Annotated in this window: 2 protein-coding genes; both read left to right on the forward strand. The window is 73.6% G+C overall.

From position 1 onward, the window contains the following. Positions 1-62 precede the first annotated feature (62 nt). On the forward strand, positions 63-13346 hold the full coding sequence (locus ACFRAQ_RS18050; protein WP_379100875.1) for an SDR family NAD(P)-dependent oxidoreductase: 13284 nt from the start codon (positions 63-65) through the stop codon (positions 13344-13346). A 50-nt stretch (positions 13347-13396) separates the two neighbouring features. Beyond that, positions 13397-22405 (forward strand): type I polyketide synthase, encoded by a 9009-nt coding sequence (locus ACFRAQ_RS18055; RefSeq protein WP_379100878.1) that lies wholly within the window; start codon positions 13397-13399, stop codon positions 22403-22405. The last annotated feature ends 15 nt before the right edge of the window (positions 22406-22420 follow it).

Raw genomic sequence — 22420 nt, forward strand, 5'->3', positions numbered from 1 at the left:
TCACGCCTTCTGATGGCGTCACTTCCACACCACGTGCCGAATAGGCAAGGGGGAGAGCCATTTTGAGTTCCATCAACGCCACCGATAATGCCGGGATCGCCGTCATCGGATTCGCGTGCCGCCTACCCGGCGCGGGCAACCCCGCCGAGTTCTGGGAACTGCTGAGCTCGGGCACCAGCGCCATCTCCTCCTGGCCCGACGACCGCGCCGCGTACGCCGGGGCGGGCGACCGTCCCGAGCGGCGCGGCGCGTTCCTGGCCGATGTCGAGGGCTTCGACGCGCCGTTCTTCGGGATCTCCCCGCGCGAGGCGGCCGCGATGGACCCGCGGCAGCGGCTGGTGCTCGAACTCGCCTGGGAAGCCCTGGAAGACGCCGGCACCCGGCCCGAGCAGCTGCGCGGCGGCGACACCGCGGTGCTGGTCGGCACCCACCGCGACGACTACGCCGCGCTGCTCGGCACCCTGCCCGAGGACGCCATCACCCATCACAGTCTGACCGGCGCCAGCCGCGGCGTGATCGCCAACCGGGTCTCCTACTTCCTCGGCGTGCACGGGCCCAGCCTGACCGTCGACTCGGTGCAGTCCTCGGCCCTGGTGGCGGTGCATCTGGCCTGCCAGAGCCTGCGTGCCGGCGAGGCGTCCACGGCCCTGGTGGCCGGCGTCAACCTGAACCTGTCCGCGGCGACCGCGGTCGCGACCGAGCGTTTCGGCGGGCTCTCGCCCACCGGCACCTCCGCGGCCTTCGACGCGAGCGCCGATGGTTTCGTGCGCGGTGAGGGCGCGGTCGCGCTGCTGCTGAAGCCGCTGGCCGACGCCATCGCGGCGGGTGACCGCGTCCACGGCGTGATCCACGGCAGCGCGGTCAACAACGACGGCGCGACCGAGGGACTCACGGTGCCCGGGCAGGCCGCCCAGGAACAGGTCCTGCGGGAGGCGTACCGGCGGGCCGGGGTGTCCGCGGCGCAGGTCCAGTACGTCGAGACCCACGGCACCGGGACGCCGGTCGGCGATCCGATCGAGGCGGCCGCGCTCGGCGCGGTACTGGGGCCGGGGCGGACCCGGCCGCTGCCGATCGGCTCGGTGAAGACCAATATCGGGCACCTGGAGGGCGCGGCCGGGCTGGCCGGACTGCTCAAAGTGCTGCTGTGCCTGCGGAACCGGCAGCTACCGCCGAGCCTGAACTTCTCGGACCCGAATCCCGCGATCCCGTTCGGTGCGCTGAATCTCGCTGTGCAGACCGGGCTTTCGGGGTGGCCCGAGCCCACTGTGCCGCTGGTCGCGGGGGTGAGCTCGTTCGGCATGGGCGGCACCAACTGCCACCTGGTGGTGGGTGAAGCGCCGGAGAACGAGCCGGTGGCCGAGGCGGGCCGTCCGCTCGCGGTCGTGCCGTGGGTGCTCTCGGCGCGCACGCCCGAAGCGCTCGCCGACCAGGCGAAGCGGCTCGCGGAACTCACCTCGCCGGATCTCGACGATGTGGGCTGGTCGCTGGCCACCACCCGGGCGACGTTCGACCACCGCGCCGTGGTCGCCGCGGGCGACGGCCCGGCCCGGCAGCGCGCGCTCGAGGCGCTCGCCGCGGGGCTGCCCGCGCCGCAGCTGGTGACCGGTTCGGTCGAGCCGGGCGAGTCGGCGGTGGTGTTCTCCGGGCAGGGCGGGCAGCGGATCGGGATGGGCCTGGACCTCTACCGCGAATTCCCGGTCTTCGCCGCGGAATTCGACGCCATCGCCGCGCATCTGGATCCGGTCCTGGACCGCCCGCTGCGCGACCTCATCGCCACCGGCGAGGACCTGGACCAGACCGGCTACGCGCAGCCCGCGCTGTTCGCGCTGCAGGTGGCGCTGTACCGGCTGGTCGAATCCTGGGGTGTCGCACCGGATTTCGTCGCCGGGCATTCCATCGGTGAGATCGCCGCGGCGCACGTGGCGGGGGTATTGTCGCGCGCCGACGCGGCCACCCTGATCGCGGCGCGCGGACGGCTCATGCAGGCGCTGCCGAGCGGCGGGGCCATGATCGCGCTGGAGGCCACCGAGGACGAGGTCGCGCCACTGCTGGCCGGACTGCCCGAACTGGGGATCGCCGCCGTCAACGGGCCACGCGCGGTCGTCATCGCCGGACCGGAGCGCGGCGCGGTCGAGGTCGCCGCCCTGGTGTCCGCCATGGGACGGAAGACCAAGCGGCTCACTGTCTCCCACGCCTTCCACTCGCCGCTCATGGAGCCGATGCTCGACGAGTTCGCGGCGGTGGTGCGGACCCTGACCTTCGCGCAGCCGGCTCTGCGGGCGGTGTCCTCGGTGACCGGGGGACCCGCGCGGGAGTGGGCGTCGGCGGACTACTGGGTGGAGCACATCCGGCAGCCGGTCCGGTTCGCGGACGCCGTCCGCACGCTCGAAACCTACGGTGTGACAAAGGTATTCGAGCTCGGTCCAGACGGGGTGTGCTCGGCCATGATCGCCGACGCGGCCGTCGACGCCGAGCGGATCACCGCCGTCCCGGCCCTGCGCCCGGACCGCGACGAACCCGCCACCATCGTGACCGCTGCGGGGCAGCTGTTCGCCCGAGGTATGCGGATCGACTGGCCCGCACTGTTCTCCGGGTCCGGTGCGCGGGTCGTGGACCTGCCGACGTATCCGTTCCAGCGCCGCCGGTATCCGCTCCTGGGGGGTGCGGCGGTGCCCGCTGTCGCCCCGGTGACGGCCACGCCCGCCCCGGCGGAGGTGGCGGTCGCCGCTCCCGCGGTGGCGGACATCGACGTGGATGCGCTGGTCACCGGCCACATCCGGGCCGTGCTCGGCTTCGACGCCACCGAACGCGTCGACGTCCACGCCCGCTTCCGTGACCTCGGGTTCGATTCCCTGCTCGGGGTGGAGCTGCGCAAGGCGCTCGCGCGCGCCACCGACCTGAGCCTGCCCGGCGGGCTGCTGTTCGACTACCCGACGCCCGGGGCCCTGATCGACTACCTGAACGCCGCGCTCACCGGCACCGCGAACGATGGTGCGGCCGAGACGTTCACGGCCGCCGGTGACGAGCCCATCGCCATCGTCGGCATGGCCTGCCGCTATCCGGGCGGCATCGCCGGACCCGACGACCTGTGGCGGGTGGTGGCCGACGGCATCGACGCCATCACCGAATTCCCGGCCGACCGCGGGTGGGACGAGGCTCTCTTCGACGGGGACCGGCCCGGCGGCAGCTACGTGCGGCTCGGCGGCTTCCTCGAGCACGCCGACGAGTTCGACGCGGCCCTGTTCGGCATCTCGCCGCGCGAGGCCCTGGCCATGGACCCGCAGCAGCGACTGCTGCTCGAAACCTCCTGGGAGGCCATCGAACACGCGAGCATCGATCCGCAGTCGCTCGCCGGTTCGCGCACGGGCGTGTTCGTCGGCGCAACCGCCTCCGACTACGGCCCGCGCATGCACACGCCCGCCGCGGGCACCGAGGGCTACGTGCTGACCGGTACCGCGAACAGCGTGATGTCGGGTCGCATCGCCTACCAGCTGGGCCTGCTCGGCCCGGCGCTGACCGTGGACACCGCGTGCTCCTCGTCGCTGGTCGCCATTCACCTCGCGGTGCGCTCGCTGCGCGCGGGGGAGTCCGCCCTGGCGCTGGCCGGTGGCGCGGCCGTGATGGCCAATCCCGGGATGTTCGTGGAGTTCTCGCGCCAGCGCGGCCTCGCGCCCGACGGCCGCTGCAAGCCGTTCGCGGCCGGCGCGGACGGTACGGCGTGGGCCGAGGGCGCGGGCGTGCTGCTGCTGGAGCGGCTCTCCGACGCGCGCCGCAATGGCCACCGGGTGCTCGGTGTCATTCGCGGCACCGCCATCAACCAGGACGGCGCGTCCAATGGCCTGACCGCGCCCAACGGTCCCGCGCAGCGGCGCGTGATCGGCGCGGCCCTCGCCGACGCCGGGCTGACCGCCGGGGCGGTCGACGCGGTGGAGGCCCACGGCACGGGCACCGCGCTGGGCGACCCCATCGAGGCCGACGCCCTGCTCGCGACCTATGGCGCACAGCGTGACTCGGGCATACCCCTGTACCTGGGATCGCTGAAATCCAATATCGGCCACGCGCAGGCCGCCGCCGGTGTGGCCGGTGTGATCAAGATGGTGCAGGCCATGCGGCACGGCGTGCTGCCCGGCACCCTGCACCTCGACGCGCCCACCCCGCACGTCGACTGGTCGGCGGGCAGCATCGAACTGCTGGCCCAGCGGCGCGACTGGCCGCGCGGGGCCCACCCGCGCCGGGCCGGCGTGTCCTCCTTCGGCATCAGCGGCACCAACGCCCACCTCGTCCTCGAAGAGGCCGAGTCCAACTCCCCGGCAGCCGCATTCCCCGCGGACACCTCCGATCCGACCGGAACCGTGGTCGCCGCAGCCGCGCCGCCCGGAACCGGGGTGGCCGCCGTCGCGCCCACCCCATCCACCTCCGTTGGATCTGAGAACGCTCTCGCGGTAGCCCCGTCCGGGGCAACCACATTCGCGGCGAGCGCGGCCGCGCGGCCGGTGGCGTGGCTGGTGTCCGGCCGGGACCGGCAGGCCCTGCGCGCGCAGGCGGGCAAGCTGGACGAGTTCCTCGGCGCGCGGCCGGACGCATCGGTCGGCGCGTTCGCGCACTCGCTGGTGCGGACCCGGGCGCTGCTGCCCGAACGCGCGGTCGTGGTCGGCCGCACGCCCGCGGATCTCCGGTCCGGTCTGGTTGCCCTGCGCGATGGAATCGACGCGCCGCAGCTGGTGTCGGGACGGGCCACACGTGCTGTGCGCACCGCGTTCCTGTTCACCGGTCAGGGTGCGCAGCGTCTCGGTATGGGTCAGGAGCTCTATGCCGCTTACCCGGCGTTCGCCGCGGCTTTCGACGCGGTGTGCGCGGCCTTCGACCCGTGGCTGGCACTGCCGCTGCGCGAGGTCGTTCGCGACGACATCGACGCCCTGGACCGGACCGAGTACACCCAGCCCGCCCTGTTCGCGGTGGAGGTGGCGCTCGCCGCGCTGTGCCGCGAGCTGGGCCTGATTCCCGATGCGGTGGCCGGTCATTCGATCGGTGAGCTGGCGGCGCTGCACGTCGCCGGTGGTATCGGACTGGCCGATGCCGCGAAGCTGGTGGCCGCGCGCGGTCGGCTGATGCAGGCGGCGCGAGCGGGTGGGGCGATGATCGCCATCGGCGCGCCCGCCGACGAGGTGGCCGCATCGCTCGACGGGCACGCGGTGGATATCGCGGCGGTGAACGGACCTGCCTCCGTGGTGATCTCCGGTGACACCGACGCCGCCGAGGCCGTCGCCGAGCGGTGGCGGGCCGCCGGTCATCGCACGCACACGCTGCGGGTCAGTCACGCCTTCCACTCCGCGCACATGGATTCCGCGCTGGCGGAGTTCCGGGCCGTCGCCGAGTCGGTGTCCTTCACCGACCCCGTGATTCCCATGGTGTCCGCGCTCTCACCCGAGCAGGCCGATCTCACCTCGCCCGACTACTGGGTGCGTCAGCTGCGCGGCACCGTGCGCTTCCTCGACGCCGTGCGCACCCTCGAGAACGACGACATTCGACTGTTCGTGGAGATCGGCCCCGATGCCGTGCTCACCGCCATGGCCCGTGAATCCTTCGCGACCCCGGCGTCGATCGCGGTGCCCCTGCTGCGCCGCGGCCGCCCCGAGGACGACACCTTCGTGACCGGTCTGGCCACCGCGCACGTCCACGGCGCGCCCGCCGACCTGACCGCCCTGGTCGAATCACCGTCGGCCCCGGTCGAATTGCCGACCTACGCGTTCCAGCGCGGCAGCTACTGGCTGCGCGGCGGCACCGAGCGGCCCGCCGCCGGGCATCCGATCCTCACCACCCGGGTCGATCGCGCGGACCGCGACGAGGTGCTCTTCAGCGGCACCCTGACCACCGCCGAACACGGCTGGTTGCGCGACCACGTCATCGCCGGTGCGCCGATCCTGCCCGCCGCCGCCTTCGTGGACTTCGCCGTCACCGCGGCGAATCTGCTGGGCGCCGAACAGGTTTCCGAAGTCGTGGTGGAAGCCGCACTGCCGCTGGCCGGTTCGGTGGAGGTGCAGCTGATCGCCGGCGCCGCCGGAGCGAACGAGCGGCGGCCCTTCACGATCCACGCCCGGACCGCCGAGGACGCGCCCTGGTCGCGGCACGCCTCCGGCTTCTTCGACCTCGCCGCCGCGCCCGCCCCCGGCCTCGGCGACGAGTGGCCCGCACCGGATGCCGTCGAGGAGCCGATCGAGCACGCCTACGACCGGCTCGCCGGCCTCGGCTACCAGTACGGCGCCGCCTTCCGCGGCCTGACCCGCTGGTGGCGCACCGACGACGCGCTGTTCGCGGAAGTCCGGCTGCCCGACGCCCGTATCGACGAGGCCGGTCGCTACGGCCTCCATCCCGCGCTGCTCGACGCCGTCCTGCACCCGCTGGTGCTGGACCTGGCCGATGCCGCCGGGCCCCGGGAGATGCTGCTGCCTTACGCGTTCTCCGCTGTACGCGTGAGCCTTCCGGGCACGAGCGCACTGCGCGCCCGCCTGATCCGCACCGGCCCGACGTCGGCCGAGATCACCGTCACCACCGACGACGGCACCCCGGTCGCCGTCATCGGGGCGCTGGACTTCCGGCCCACCGCCGTCGAGGGCTTGGTCGCCAGGCCGCCGCTGTACGCCCTCGCCTGGCAGCCGCTGCCCGAATCCGACTCCACCGGAACCGAAGTCGAGACCCTCGTCCTCGACCCCGGAGACACTCCCGAACAGGTGCACGCGGCCACGATCCTGGCCACCGAATCGATCCAGCGCCACCTGGCCCAGGCACGCTCGCCGCTCGTCCTCGTCACCCGTGGCGCGGTGGCCACCACCGCGGGCGAGCGGGTCGACGACCTCGCCGGCGCCGCGGTATGGGGTCTCGCCCGCGTCGCCGCGAGCGAACACCCCGGACGGGTGCTGGTGCTCGACATCCCGGCGCAGGACGAGATCGGGGAGTGGCCGCACCGAGCAGCCGCCTCCGGGGAAGCCCAGCTCGCCGTCCGCGACGGTGCGCTGCACATCCCCCGGGTCGCCACGCGCACAGCCGAATTCACCGGCACGCCGATCCGCGCCGACGGCACCGCGCTGATCACCGGCGGTACCGGCGGCCTCGGCGCGCTGTTCGCCCGCCACCTGGTCGCCGAACACGGTGTGCGCCACCTGCTGCTGGTCAGCCGCCGCGGCCCGGCCACCCCCGGCGCGGAGGACCTGACCGCCGACCTGCGCGCCGCCGGTGCGACCGTCGAGGTGCTCGCGGCCGATATGGCCGACCCGAACGCCGTCGCCGGGGTGCTCGCCGCGGTCCCCGCCGACCGCCCGCTGCGGGCGGTGGTGCACGCCGCGGGCACGCTCGCCGACGCCATGATCGACACGCTGACCGCCGAGCAGATCCATACCGTGCTGCGCCCGAAGGTCGACGCCGCCTGGCAGTTGCACCGGGCCACGGCCGACCTGGATCTCGACGCGTTCATCCTGTTCTCGTCGCTGTCGGGCACCATCGGCACGGCGGGACAGGGCAATTACGCCGCGGCCAACGCCTACCTCGACGGCCTCGCCGCCCATCGCGCCGCCGCGGGCCTGCCCGCCCGCTCGCTGGCGTGGGGTCTGTGGGACACCTCGGTCGGCATGGGGACGGGTCTGTCCGCGGCCGATATCGAGCGCTGGAAGCGCCTGGGCGCACCGCCGTTGACCGTCGAGACGGGCCTGGCGTTGTTCGACACCGCGCTCGGCAGCCCCGAACCGGTCGTGGTCGCGGCGACCATCGACTACGGCGTGCCCGCCGCGGCCGCCCCGGCCATCCTGCGCGCACCCGTGCGCCGGGGGAATCGGACCGCGGGCGGCGCCTGGGCCGACCGCATGACCGCCCTCGCCGACGACCGGCGCGCCGACGCGCTGCTGGAGTACGTGCTGGGCGTGAGCGCCGCGGTGCTGGGCCATGATTCGGCCTCCGGCCTCGACGCCGACAGCGCCTTCCGGGAACTGGGCTTCGACTCGCTGGCCGGGCTCGAACTGCGCAACCGGATCGGCGCCGAGACCGGCCTCACCCTGGGCGCGACCGTCGTCTTCGACCACCCGTCGCCGACCGCGCTGGCCACCCACCTCGGGGAACTGCTCCGGCCGAAGCAGCCCGCCGCCACGGTGGCGGTGAAAGCCCGCACCGCCCAGGACGATCCGATCGTGATCGTCGGCATGGCCTGCCGCTATCCCGGCGACGTCCGCACGCCCGGCCACCTGTGGCAGCTGGTCGCCGACGGTGTCGACGCCATCGGCGAGTTCCCGGTCAACCGCGGCTGGAACGTGGAGGAGCTCTACGATCCGCGCTCCGAACGTCCGGGCACCTCCTCGACCAAGAACGGCGGCTTCCTCTACGACGCCGACCTGTTCGACGCGGACTTCTTCGGCATCTCCCCGCGCGAGGCCACGGCCACCGACCCGCAGCAGCGGCTGCTGCTCGAAACTGCCTGGGAGGCAATGGAATACGCGGCCATCGACCCGGCGACCCTGCGCGGCAGCCGCACCGGCGTCTTCACCGGGGCCATGTACGACGACTACGCCATCCGGGTGCAGGGCGCGGCGGGCGAATTCGAGGGCCTGCTGCTGGCGGGCAACCTGTCCAGCGTGATCTCCGGCCGCCTGGCCTACACCTTCGGCTTCGAGGGTCCCGCGATCACGGTCGACACCGCCTGCTCGTCCTCGCTGGTCGCCATGCACCTGGCCGCGCAATCGCTGCGCAGCGGGGAATGCGATCTCGCGGTCGCCGGCGGCGTCACCGTGATGTCCACCCCGAACACCTTCGTCGAGTTCTCCCGGCAGCGCGGCCTGTCCGCCGACGGCCGCTGCAAGGCGTTCAGCGCCGACGCCGACGGCACCGGCTGGTCCGAGGGCGTGGGACTGGTCGTGCTGCAACGACTCTCCGACGCACGCGCCGCCGGGCACGAGGTACTGGCGGTGCTGCGCGGCACCGCGGTCAACCAGGACGGCGCGTCCAACGGCCTGACCGCGCCCTCCGGCCCGGCGCAGGAGCGGGTGATCCGCGCGGCGCTGGCCGACGCCGGACTGTCCGCCGCCGAGGTGGACGCGGTGGAGGCGCACGGCACCGGCACCCGGCTGGGCGACCCGATCGAAGCGCAGGCGCTGCTCGCCACCTACGGCAGCGACCGCGCGGACGACCGGCCGCTGTGGCTCGGATCGTTGAAGTCGAATATCGGTCACTCGCAGGCGGCTTCGGGCGTGGGCGGCGTGATCAAGATGATCGAGGCGATGCGCCGGGGCGTGCTGCCGCGCACCCTGCACGCCGAAACGCCCAGCCCGCACGTGGACTGGTCGTCGGGTGCGGTGCGGCTGCTGACCGAGGCGCGGCCGTGGCCGGAGACCGGGCAGCCGCGCCGGGCCGGTGTGTCGTCGTTCGGTGTCAGCGGCACCAACGCGCACGTCATCCTGGAGCAGCCCGCCCCGCGGACCGCCGTCGCGGTCGCGCCGGAGCAGCCGGTGCCGTGGATCCTGTCCGCCAAGGACGACGCCGGACTACGGGAGGTGGCCGCCCGGCTGCGCGACCACCTGGCCGAAACCGAAGCCCGCCCGGCCGATATCGGCCTCACCCTGGCGACCGGACGCGCGCGGCACGATGTGCGCGCCGCCATCACCGGTGAGCCCGCCGAGCTGGCCCGGGCCCTCGACGACCTCGCCGCGGACCGGCCGAACACCGCCGTCGCCCGGGCGCGGCGGGGATCGCGCGGCACACTGGGCATGCTGTTCACCGGTCAGGGCAGTCAGCGGCTCGGGATGGGCCGCGAACTGTACGAGACCACACCGGTTTTCGCGGAGGTCTTCGACGAGATCTGCGCGCTGCTGGACCCCGGTCTGGCGCGCCCGCTGCGCGAGGTGTTGTTCGCTCCGGAGGGCTCCGCCGACTCGGCGCTGCTCGACCAGACGCATTTCGCGCAGGCCGCGCTGTTCGCCGTCGAGACGGCCCTGTACCGGACCGTCGAAAGTCACGGTCTGCGACCGGATTACCTGACCGGGCACTCGATCGGCGAGGTCGCCGCCGCGCACGCCGCCGGGGTGCTCGACCTGGCCGGCGCCGCGACGCTGGTCTCGGCGCGCGGACGGCTCATGCAGGCGGCCCGCTCGCACGGCGCGATGATCGCCGTCGAGGCCACCGAGGCGGAGCTGGCCCCGGACTTGGCGGGGCACGGCGACGCCGTGGTGATCGCCGCGATCAACGGCCCGCGTTCGACCGTCATCTCCGGTGACGCCGACGCGGCCGCCGCGGTCGCCGAGCTGTGGCGCGAACGCGGCCGCAAGGTGCGGCAGCTGCCGGTCAGTCACGCCTTCCACTCCCCGCACATGGACGACGTGCTCGACGAATTCCACCGCGCCATCGCGCATCTGGACTTCCGGCCGCCGACCATTCCCCTGGTCTCCAACGTCACCGGAACGCTGGCCACCGTGGAGGAGGTGACCGACCCCGGGTACTGGGTTCGCCACATCCGCCTCGCGGTGCGCTTCCTCGACGGCATCCGCTACCTCGAGAGCGCCGGCGTCACCGACTTCGTGGAGATCGGGCCCGACGGGGTGCTCTCCGCGCTGGCGCAGCAGACCCTCACCGCCACCGACGGTTTCGCCGCGCCCGTGCTGCGTCGCGGCCGTTCGGAGCGCCAGACGCTGACGGCGGCGGTGGCGATCGCGGGTATGCGCGGCCACCGCGTGGACTGGGACAGCCTGTACACCGGTGCCCGCCGGGTCGCCGCGCCCACCTATCCGTTCCAGCACAAGCGGTACTGGCTCGAACCCACCGGCCGGACACCGAATCTCGCGGAGCTGGGCCTGGGGGCCGCCGACCACCAGCTGCTGGGCGCGGCCGTCCCGATCGCGAATCGCGACGAGGTGCGTTTCACCACGCGCCTGGGCGTCGAGTCCGTGCCGTGGCTGGCCGACCACGCCCTCGACGGGCTGCCGGTCGTGGCGGGCACCGCGCTGGTCGACATGGTCCTGCACGCCGCGGGCCGGGTCGGCTGCGACGAGCTGGCCGAACTCACCATCGGCGCGCCGCTGGTGCTGCCGCCGGGCGGCACCACCGTCCAGGTCGGCATCGGGCTGCCCGACGAACTGGGCCGCCGCAGCGCCGAGGTCCACTCGCGTCGCACCGACGACGGCGAATGGGTCACGCACGCCGGCGGATTCGTGGTCGCCCGCACCGAGGACCGCGCCGCGGGCACGGTCGGCGCGATCGACGACTCCGAGCTCGACCTCACCGGCGTCTACGAGCGGCTGCACGACCTCGGCTACCAGTACGGTCCCGCGTTCCAGGGGTTGAAGCGGGTGCGCCGCACCGACGAATCCCTGTTCGTCGCGGTCCAACTCCCGGAGGCCCGGCACGGCGACCACGTCGACCTGCACCCGGCCCTGCTCGACGCCGCGCTGCACGCGCTGCTGCCGGGCGTCACCGACGAGCCGGCCCGCTCGTGGCTGCCCTTCGCCTGGAGCGGCGTGCGGATCCACGCGACCGGAGCGACCGCGCTGCGGGTGCGCATCGACCTGGAGGACGCCGGAACCGACGCGCTGCGGGTATCGCTGTACGCCGACGATCCGGCCGGAGCGCCGGTGGCCACCGTCGATTCGCTGGTCCTGCGGGCTCGCACGGCCGTCACCGCCGCCACCGAGGTGGACGGGCTGCTCGTGCCCCGGCTGCGGCCCGTGCGGACCGGGGGCGACGGCGTCGGTGTGCAGATCATCGAAGCGCCCACCGGCTCGCCCAAGGCCGTGCTGCACGCCACCCTGGAGACCGTCCGAGACTGGCTCGCGCAGTCCGAGGGCGAGCGGCTCGCGATCGTCACCGCCGCGGGCGAACTCGGCCACGCGGGCATCCGCGGCCTGGTCCGGTCGGCGGAGGCGGAGAACCCGGGCCGGGTCACCGTCGTCGAGATCGACGAGTCCGAACGCTCGCGCGATGTCCTGGACCGGGCCGCCGCGACGGGCGAACCGCACGTCGTGGTGCGCGACGGTGAACTGTTCGCGCCCCGCCTCGAGCGGATGCGGCAGGTGGCGGGGGAGACCCCGGACTGGTCGCGCGGCACGGTCCTGATCACCGGCGGCACCGGCACCCTGGGCACACTGCTGGCCCGCCACCTGGTGGCCGAGCACGGCGCCCGGGACCTGCTGCTCCTCAGCCGCCGCGGCCCCGCCGCCCCGGGCGCGGCCGAATTGAGCTCGGAGCTGGCCGAATTCGGTGCGCGGGTCGCCATCGTGGCCGCCGACGTGACCGACCGCGACGCGCTCGCGGCCGCCATCGGCGACCGCACCATCGGCGCGGTCGTGCACACCGCGGGCCTCACCGAGGACGGTGTCGTCACCGCCCTCACCCGCGAACAGCTCGACCGGGTGCTGCGGCCCAAGCTCGACGCGGCCTGGCACCTGCACGAACTCACCCTGGCCCACCGGCCCGCGGCCTTCGTGCTGTACTCCTCGGTGGCGGGCCTGCTCGGCACCGCCGGGCAGGCGAACTACGCGGCCGCCAACACCTACCTGGACGGTCTCGCCGAACACCGGCAGTCCCAGGGCCTGCCCGCGACCTCGCTGGCGTGGGGCCTGTGGGCCGGGAGCAGCGAACTCAGCGGCCACCTCGAGGACGTGGACCTGCGGCGGCTCGCCCGCTCGGGCCTGCTGCCCCTCGACCCGGCCGCGGCCCTGGACCTGTTCGACGCCGCCGTCCGCACCGGGGAACCGGTGCTCGCGGTGACCCGGATCGATCAGGAAGCCTTGCGCGCCAACGAGTCCGGGGTGCCCGCGCCGCTGCGGGAACTGGTGCGCACCAAGGCGCGCCGCGCCGCCGCGGCGGCCTCGGCCGCACCGGATCCGACGGCCCGGCTGGCCGGACTCGACCCGGACGCGCGCATCCAGGCGCTCGCCGATCTGGTCCGGGCCCGCGCCGCCGCGGCCCTGGGCCACGACGACGACTCCGCCGTCACCCGGGACCGGTCCTTCCAGGAGCTCGGCTTCGACTCGCTCATGGCGGTCGAGTTGCGCAACGATCTCGGCAAGGCGCTCGGCCTGGCGCTGCCCGCCACGCTGATCTTCGATCACGCCAACCCGGCGGCCCTGGCCGAACACCTGGCCGGGCAGCTCGGATTCGACACCGGCGCCACCGAAGTGCCCGTGCTCGAACTGATCGACGGCCTGCGCCCGTCCATCACGGCCGCGCTGACCGACACCGACACCGGCCAGGCCGCGGCCATCGCGGCCCGGCTGCGGGAACTGCTGAGCCTGGTCACCGCCGACACCGGCTTCGAGGGCGATCTCGACGCGGCGACCGACGACGAGCTCTACGCGCTCATCGACGAGCTCGACTGAATTCCCCCACCTCCCTTCCTCTTCCGACCTCAACCGAAAGGCGACGGCCGATGTCCGACCAGGCGAAGCTGCGCGAATACCTCAAGCGTGCGATCGCGGATTCCCACCAGGCCCGCAAGCAGCTGGCCGCCGTCGAGGAATCGATGCGCGAGCCGATCGCCGTCGTGGGACTGGGATGTCGCTACCCGGGCGGGGTCGTGAACCCGGCGGGACTGTGGGACCTGGTCACCCGGGGCGCGGACGCGGTCTCGGAATTCCCGACCAACCGCGGCTGGGACCTGGGCTCGCTGTTCGACAGCGACGCCGCGCAGGCCGGCCGGTCCTACAGCCGCGGCGGCGGATTCCTGCTCGACGCGGACCAGTTCGACGCGGGCTTCTTCGGACTGTCCCCGCGTGAGGCGCTGGCCATGGACCCGCAGCAGCGCCTGCTGCTCGAAACCGGCTGGGAGGCACTGGAATCGGCGGGACTGGTGCCGCGTGCGCTGCGCGGCACCCAGACCGGTGTGTTCGCCGGGCTCATGTACTCCGACTACGGCGCGCGGCCGGGTGTGGGCGGGGAGTTCGAGGGGTATCTGTTCGCCGGTAGCGCGGGCAGTATCGCGGTGGGCCGGCTGGCGTACCTGCTGGGCCTGGAGGGTCCGGCGATCTCGGTCGACACCGCGTGCTCGTCCTCACTGGTGGCGCTGCACCTGGCGGCGCAGTCCCTGCGGCGCGGGGAATGCGACCTGGCGCTGGCCGGTGGCGTGACGGTGATGTCGACACCGCAGGCGTTCGTGGAGTTCTCGCGTCTGCGCGGTCTGTCGGAGGACGGCCGTTGCCGCTCCTACGGCGCCGGCGCCGATGGGACCGGCTGGGCCGAGGGCGCTGGTTTGCTTGTGCTGCAACGCTTGTCGGACGCGGTGGCGGCGGGCCGGGAGGTGCTGGCCGTTATCCGCGGCAGCGCGATCAATCAGGACGGCGCTTCCAACGGCCTGACCGCGCCGTCCGGCCCCGCGCAGGAGCGGGTCATCCGGGCGGCCCTGGCCGACAGCCGGCTGTCCGCGAGTGAGGTCGACGCGGTCGAGGGCCACGGCACCGGCACCCGGCTCGGCGACCCGATCGAGGCGCGGGCCCTGCTGGCCACCTACGGCAGCGATCGGGCCGCCCGGCAGCCGCTGCTGCTCGGCTCGCTGAAATCCAACTTCGGGCACTCCCAGGCCGCCGCGGGCGTGGGCGGCGTGATCAAGATGATCGAGGCCATGCGGCACGGCGTGCTGCCCCGCACCCTGCACGCGGAAACCCCGACCCCCGAGGTGGATTGGTCCTCGGGGGCGGTGGAGCTGCTCGTGGAGCCCCGGGACTGGCCCGAGACCGGGCAGCCGCGCCGGGCCGGTGTGTCGTCGTTCGGGTTCGGCGGCACCAACGCCCACGTGATCGTCGAACAGGCTCCGGCGCCGGAAACCGCTGAGCCGCAGCCGATCACGGTGGAACTGCCCGTGGTGCCATGGCTCGTCTCGGGCCGGACGCCGGAGGCCGTCGCCGCGCAGACCGCCAGACTGCGTGAGTACGTGGCGGGTTCGCCCGCCGGTGCGCTGGATATCGCCTACTCGCTGGCCACCGCGCGCACCGCCTTCGAGCACCGCACCGTGTTGTGGCCCGGCGCGGACGCCGCCGACACCGCGCCCATCGTCGCCGGTGAGGGCGGGCTGGGCGTGGTGTTCACCGGTCAGGGCGCGCAGCGAATCGGCATGGGCGCGGAGCTGGCGGCCCGTTTCCCGGTCTACGCCGAGGCCCTGGACGAGATCGCGGCCCTGCTGGATCCGCTGCTCGGCCGCTCGCTGCGGGAGCTGATCACCAGCGGTGACGGTCTCGACGGCACCGGGATGGCCCAGCCCGCGCTGTTCGCCGTCGAGGTCGCCCAGTGGCGGCTGTTGCGCTCCTGGGGCGTGAATGTTCGTGCGGTGGCGGGCCATTCGGTGGGTGAGTTCGCGGCCGCGCACGTGGCCGGTGTGCTGTCGCTGGCTGACGCGGCGCGTCTGGTGGCGGCTCGTGGCGCGTTGATGCAGGCGCTGCCGGCGGGTGGTGCGATGGTCGCTGTTTCGGTGTCCGAGGCGACGGTGCTGCCGCTGTTGGGCGATCTGGTGTCGATCGCGGCGGTGAACGGTCCGGAGTCGGTGGTGCTGTCGGGCCCGGAGGAGGCGGTGCTGGCGGTCGTGGCCCTGTTGGACTGCCGCCATAAGCGGTTGACCGTGAGCCACGCCTTCCATTCGGCCCTGATGGACCCCATGCTCGAGCAGTTCCGCGCGGCCGCCGAGACCATCACCTACTCGCCGTCCACCATCCCGTTCGTCTCCACCCTCACCGGCCAGGTCGCCGAGCCGGCGGGCGCGGACTACTGGGTGGACCAGGTGCGCGGCGCCGTCCGCTTCGCCGACGCCGCGACGACGCTCGCCGGACTCGGCGTCGACGCCATCGCGGAGATCGGGCCCGACGCCGTCCTCACCCCGCTGCTGGAAGCCGTCACCGACACCCCCGCGATCGCGCTGCAGCGCCGCGACAGCGCCGAAGCCGACACCCTCGTCCGCGGCCTCGCGAGCCTGCACACACACGGCATCGGCATCGACTGGGAGGCGTTCTTCGCCGGCACCGGCGCCCGCCGGGTCGCGCTGCCCACCTACGCGTTCCAGCGCGAGCGGTACTGGCTGCACCCCAATACGGTGTCGGCCGCCTCGGGTTTCGACCCGATCGACCATCCGATCCTCACCGGCGTGCTGCACCTGTCCGATATCGACGGCACGCTGCTCACCGGTGTGCTCGACCCCAATACCCAGCCCTGGCTGACCCAGCACACCATCGACGGCGCCACCATCGTCCCCGGCACCCTGCTGCTCGAGCTGGCCTTCCGGGCCGCCGCCGAAGCCGCCGAAGAACTCTCCCGGGTCGAGGAATTCACCATCGCCGCGCCCCTGGAACTCACCGATCAGCCGGTGACGATCCGGGTCAGCATCGCCGCCGCCGACGACAACGGCAAGCGACAGATGGAGATCCGCTCCCGCGTGGCAGGCGGCCAGGACTGGCGACTGCACGCCACCGGCCTGCTGGGCGGGGCCGACGCGAGCACCGACCCCGGCGTCATCGGCGAGTGGCCCCCGCGCGGCGCACAGGAAGTCGACCTCACCGGGGCCTACGACCGCGCGGCCGACCACGGCTACGAGTACGGCCCGGTGTTCAACGGTTTGCGCAAGCTGTGGCGACGCGGCGAGGACCTGTTCGCCGAACTCGCCCTCGACGACGAGTACGCCGCCGGGGCCGACCGGTTCACCGTGCACCCCGCCCTGCTCGACGCCGCGGCGCACGCCCTGGTCCCGGGCATCTCCGACACCGATCGGCCCGCGCTGCTGCCGTTCTCGTGGTCCGGGGTCGCGATCCCCGAATTCCCGGCGACGGCGCTGCGGGTCCGGATCACCCCGGCCGGGCGTGACGCGGTCGCCATGCTCATCGCCGACGGATCCGGGGCGACCCTCATCGCCGTGGACGCGCTGGCCCTGCGCCCGCAGGCCGCGGCCGGTGCGGACCAGACGCTGTTCGAGCTGGAGTGGAGCGAAATACCCACTCCTGCAGCGGCATCCGATCGCAGCGGGTGGGTGGCGGCCGGCGAGGTGCCGGGCGTGGAGACCCGGTACACGGAGCTGGACGAGGTCACCGGCACGCCCGCCGTGGTCGTGGTCAGGCTGCCCGCCGCCGAGCAGGGCGCGGAGATCCCTTCCGCCGCACACGATGTCGTCCACCGCGCCCTCGCGGTCGTGCGCACCGCCATCGTCGACGAGCGGTTCGCGAATTCCCGGCTGGTGTTCCTCACCGAGTCCGCGGCCGGTCCTTCCGCGGCGAACCTGCCGCAGACCGGAGCCTGGGGCCTGGTCCGCGCGGCCCAGACCGAACACCCGGAGCGCTTCACGCTCATCGACGTCGGCACCGACCCCGGTGCGTGGGACGCCCTTGACGCCGCCATCGCGAGCGGTGAGCCGCAAGTGGCGATTCGCGGTGGGGCCCTGCATGTCCCGCGCCTGATCCGCGCCTGCGCCGCCACCGTCGACACCGATCCGTGGACGCGGGGCACGGTGCTGATCACCGGCGGCACCGGCACTCTCGGCGCGGCCCTCGCCCGGCACCTGGTCGACACCCACGGCACCCGCTCGCTGCTGCTGCTGAGCCGCCGCGGTCTCGACGCGCCCGGCGCGACCGACCTGCGGACCGAATTGACCGAGCGCGGAGCGGAAGTCACGGTCCTCGCCTGCGACGTCACCGATCCGGCCGAGCTGGCCGCCGTCATCGCCGCGCACCCGGTGCACGCGGTCGTGCACACCGCGGGCGTACTCGCCGACGGCATCGTGGAATCGCTGACCCCCGACCAGGTCACCAGCGTGCTGCGGCCCAAGGTCGACGCGGCCTGGGCGCTGCACCAGGCCACCCGCGATCTGGAACTCGGTGCGTTCGTGCTGTTCTCGTCGCTGGCGGGCCTGGTCGGCACGGCCGGTCAGGCGAATTACGCCGCCGCCAACACCTTCCTCGACGCGCTCGCCGAGCACCGCCGCTCGCTCGGACTGCCCGCGGTGTCCATCGCGTACGGCCTGTGGGAGCAGGCCAGCGGCATCACCGACGAGATGAGCGCCGTCGACCGCGAGCGCATCCGCCGCCTCGGCGTCCTGCCGCTGCCGACCGCGGCCGGGCTGCACGCCTTCGATGTGGCCACGGCCCTCGACGTCCCGCTGCTCGCGGTCACCGGCCTCGACACCGCCGCCCTGCGGTCCTCCGGCGACATCCCGGCGATGTTCCGCCGCCTGGCCCCCGCGACCCGCGCCCGCAAGGCTCCGCGCGACGGATTCGCCGCCCGCCTGGCCCCGCTGTCCGAGACCGAGCGCGCCGCGGCCCTGCTGGACCTGGTCCGCACCAATGCCGCCGCGGTCCTGGGGCATTCGGGCTCCAGCGCGGTCGGCGCGGACCGGTCCTTCCAGGATCTCGGGTTCGATTCGCTGACCGCGGTCGAACTGCGCAACCGGCTGGCCGAGGCCACCGGCGTGCGCCTGCCCGCCACCCTGGTCTTCGACTACCCGACGCCCGTGAGCCTGTCGGAGCGGCTGTCCGATGCGCTGGTCGGCGCGCGGCCGCAGGCCGTGGCGGCGGCCACGGTGACCGCCCGGGACGACGAACCGATCGCCATCGTCGGCGTCGGTTGCCGCTACCCCGGCGGCGTCACCGATCCGGACCAGTTGTGGGACCTCGTGTTCCACGGCGTCGACGCGGTCTCGGAATTCCCGACCAACCGCGGCTGGGATCTGGGCTCGCTGTTCGACAGCGACGCCGAACAGGCCGGACGGTCCTACAGCCGGGGCGGCGGATTCCTGATGGACGCGGACCTGTTCGACGCGGGCTTCTTCGGACTGTCCCCGCGGGAGGCCCTGGCCGTCGACCCGCAGCAGCGCCTGCTGCTCGAAACCGGCTGGGAAGCCCTGGAATCCGCGGGCATCGTGCCCCGCAGCCTGCGCGGCTCACGGACCGGCGTGTTCGCGGGGGTGATGTACTCCGACTACGGCGCGCGCCCCGGCGTCGGCGGCGAACACGAGGGCTACCTGTTCGCCGGCAGCGCGGGCAGCATCGCGGTGGGCCGCCTGGCCTACTCGCTGGGCCTCGAAGGACCCGCGATCTCGGTCGACACGGCCTGCTCGTCGTCCCTGGTGGCACTGCACCTGGCGGCGCAATCCCTGCGTCGCGGCGAATGCGACCTGGCTTTGGCCGGCGGGGTGACCGTCATGTCCACGCCGCAGGCGTTCGTGGAGTTCTCCCGCCTGCGCGGCCTGTCGGTGGACGGCCGGTGCCGATCCTTCGGCGCGGGCGCCGACGGCACCGGCTGGTCCGAAGGCGCGGGACTGCTGGCGCTGCAACGACTCTCCGACGCGCGCCGCGAGGGCCGCGAGGTGCTGGCCGTGCTGCGCGGCTCGGCCGTCAACCAGGACGGCGCGTCCAATGGGCTGACCGCGCCCAACGGCCCGTCCCAGGAACGCGTCATCCGCGACGCGCTCGCCGACGCCGCCCTGCTCGCCTCCGAGGTCGACGCGGTCGAGGGCCACGGCACCGGCACCCGCCTCGGCGACCCCATCGAGGCCCAGGCCCTGCTCGCCACCTACGGCAGCGACCGGGCGGGGGACCGTCCCCTGCTGCTGGGCTCGCTCAAGTCCAACGTCGGGCACTCGCAGGCGGCCGCGGGCGTGGGCGGCGTGATCAAGATGATCCAGGCCATGCGCCGGGGCGTGCTGCCGCGCACCCTGCACGCGGAAACCCCGTCGCCCGAGGTGGATTGGTCGGCCGGGTCCGTGGAACTGCTGAACGAGGTGCGGGACTGGCCCGAGACCGGGCAGCCGCGCCGGGCCGGTGTGTCGTCGTTCGGCTTCGGCGGTACCAACGCGCACGTCATCGTCGAACAGGCTCCGGAGCCGGAAGCGGCCGAGCCGCAGACGATCTCGCTGGAACTGCCGGCGGTGCCGTGGCTGATCTCCGGTCGCACCCCGGCCGCGGTCGACGCCCAGGCGGCCCGGCTGCGGGAATTCCTCGCGAATTCGACCGTGCGGGAACTGGATATCGCGTACTCGCTCGCCACCGCGCGCACCCCCTTCGAACACCGGGCGGCCGTGGTCGGCGGCGACACCGGGGAACTGGTCGCCGCGCTCGCCGACGCGCCGCCGGTCACCGCGCGATCGGGCGGCACCGCCTTCGTCTTCACCGGTCAGGGCGCCCAGCGCCTCGGTATGGGAATGGGCCTGTACGAACACTTCCCGGTCTTCGCCGCCGCGTTCGACGAGGCCGCCGCGCACCTCGACCCGCTGCTGGGCCGGTCGCTGCGCGAGCTGATCACCACCGGTGACGGTCTCGACGGCACGGGGATGGCCCAGCCCGCACTGTTCGCCGTCGAGGTCGCCTTGGCGCGACTGCTGGCGCACTGGGGGATTCGCTGCGACTACGTCGCCGGGCATTCGGTGGGTGAGTTCGCGGCCGCGCACGTGGCCGGTGTGCTGTCGCTGGCTGACGCGGCGCGTCTGGTGGCGGCTCGTGGCGCGTTGATGCAGGCGCTGCCGGCGGGTGGTGCGATGGTCGCTGTTTCGGTGTCCGAGGCGACGGTGCTGCCGCTGTTGGGCGATCTGGTGTCGATCGCGGCGGTGAACGGTCCGGAGTCGGTGGTGCTGTCGGGCCCGGAGGAGGCGGTGCTGGCGGTCGTGACCCTGTTGGACTGCCGTCACAAGCGGTTGACCGTGAGCCACGCCTTCCATTCGGCCCTGATGGACCCCATGCTCGACGAATTCCGCGCCGTCGCGGAATCGGTCACCTACTCCGCACCGGCCATCCCGTTCGTCTCGACCGTCACCGGTCGGATCGCCGAGCCCACCACCGCGGGGTACTGGGTCGACCAGATTCGCCGGCCGGTCCGGTTCGCGGATGCCGCAACCACTCTGGCCGCCCTCGACGTCACCGTGCTGGCCGAGGTCGGACCCGACGCGGTGCTCACGCCGCTGGCCGACCAGGTCACCGACACCGCCGCCATCGCCCTGCAACGCCGCGGCACCGAGGAGGCCCGCACCCTCATCGCCGGTGTGGCGCAACTGCACTCCCTCGGCGCAACCGTCGACTGGGAGGCGTTCTTCACCGGGACCGGCGCGCGCCGGGTCGCCCTGCCCACCTACGCGTTCCAGCGCGACCGGTACTGGCTGCACCCGACCGCCTCCACCGCCACCTCGGGTTTCGACCCGATCGAGCACCCCGTGCTGACCGGCGTGCTGCACCTGCCCGACGCCGACAGCGTGCTGCTCACCGGCGTCCTGAACCCGAACGCGCTGCCCTGGCTGGCCGCCCACACCACACCCGCGACCACCCTGGTCCCGCCCGCCGTCCTCGTCGACCTCCTGCTGCGGGCCGGCGACGAAGTCGGCGCGGACCACATCGAGCAGCTGGAACTGACCCGGCCGCTCACCGTCCCCGCGGGCCAGGAGGCCCAGCTGCACGTGGTCATCGGCGCCGCCGACGACACCGGCCGCCGCACCGCCGGAATCCGGGCCAGGTCCGCGGGCGGCGCCTGGACCGCCATCGCCACCGGCGCCCTCGCCCGCGGCGGCGATCCGGGCGCCCCGGTGTCGGCCGACCAGCCCGCCGAGCACCACCTGCCCGCCGAATCGGCCATCCAGGCCACCGGATTCGCCCTGCACCCGCAACTGCTGGACGCGGCTCTGCCGAGCACCCTCGGCACGGATTCGCTGCTGGCACCGGTCATCTGGCGGAACGTGCGCCTGTACGCCACGGGCGCGGACGCCGTCCGGGCCCACGTGCGACCGGTGGACGGAGACGTGGTCACCGCGTATCTGACCGATCCGGCCGGGAACCCGGTGTTCAGCGCCGAGGCCGTCGAGTTCCGGACCCTCGAACTCGGCGTCGACAGCGAAACCGCGGGCGACACCGGGCGATCCGCGCCGGTTCGCCCGGCCGCCGTCACGGCCGACACCGCCGAGGTGCTGCGGGCCCGGCTCGCCGATCTCGACGAGACCCAGCAGCTCGACGCCGTGGTGGACACGGTTCGTGCTCAGCTGGCCGCGGTGCTCGGCATCGCGGACTCCCTGAGCATCGAGGCCGACCGCCCGTTCCAGGAACTCGGCATGGACTCCATGACCGCGGTGCAGCTGCGTAACCGGCTCTCCGTGGCGACCGGAACCACGGTGCCCGCCACCGCCGTCTTCGACCGGCCCACCCCGGCCGACCTGGCCGCGTTCGTCCTCGACGCCCTGCGTCCGCCCGCGCCCGCCGACGTGCTGTGGGCGGAACTGGACCGCTGGGAACGCGTCGCCGACGACCTGGGCGAGGCCGACCGCGACCGGATCGCCGAGCGGCTGCGCGAACTGGCCGGCCGCTGGGCGGCGAGCCCGGTCACCGAGAACCCCGCGACCGAGGCCGTCGACGCACACCTCGCCACCGCCTCGGCCGAGGAACTCCTGAGCTTCATCGACGGCGAACTCGGCCGCATTTCCGACCACGAGCTGGGCTGAAAGAGGACACCGGCA

Origin of the sequence: Nocardia sp. NPDC056611, assembly GCF_042792755.1 — a bacterium.
Classification (GTDB): Bacteria; Actinomycetota; Actinomycetes; order Mycobacteriales; family Mycobacteriaceae; genus Nocardia.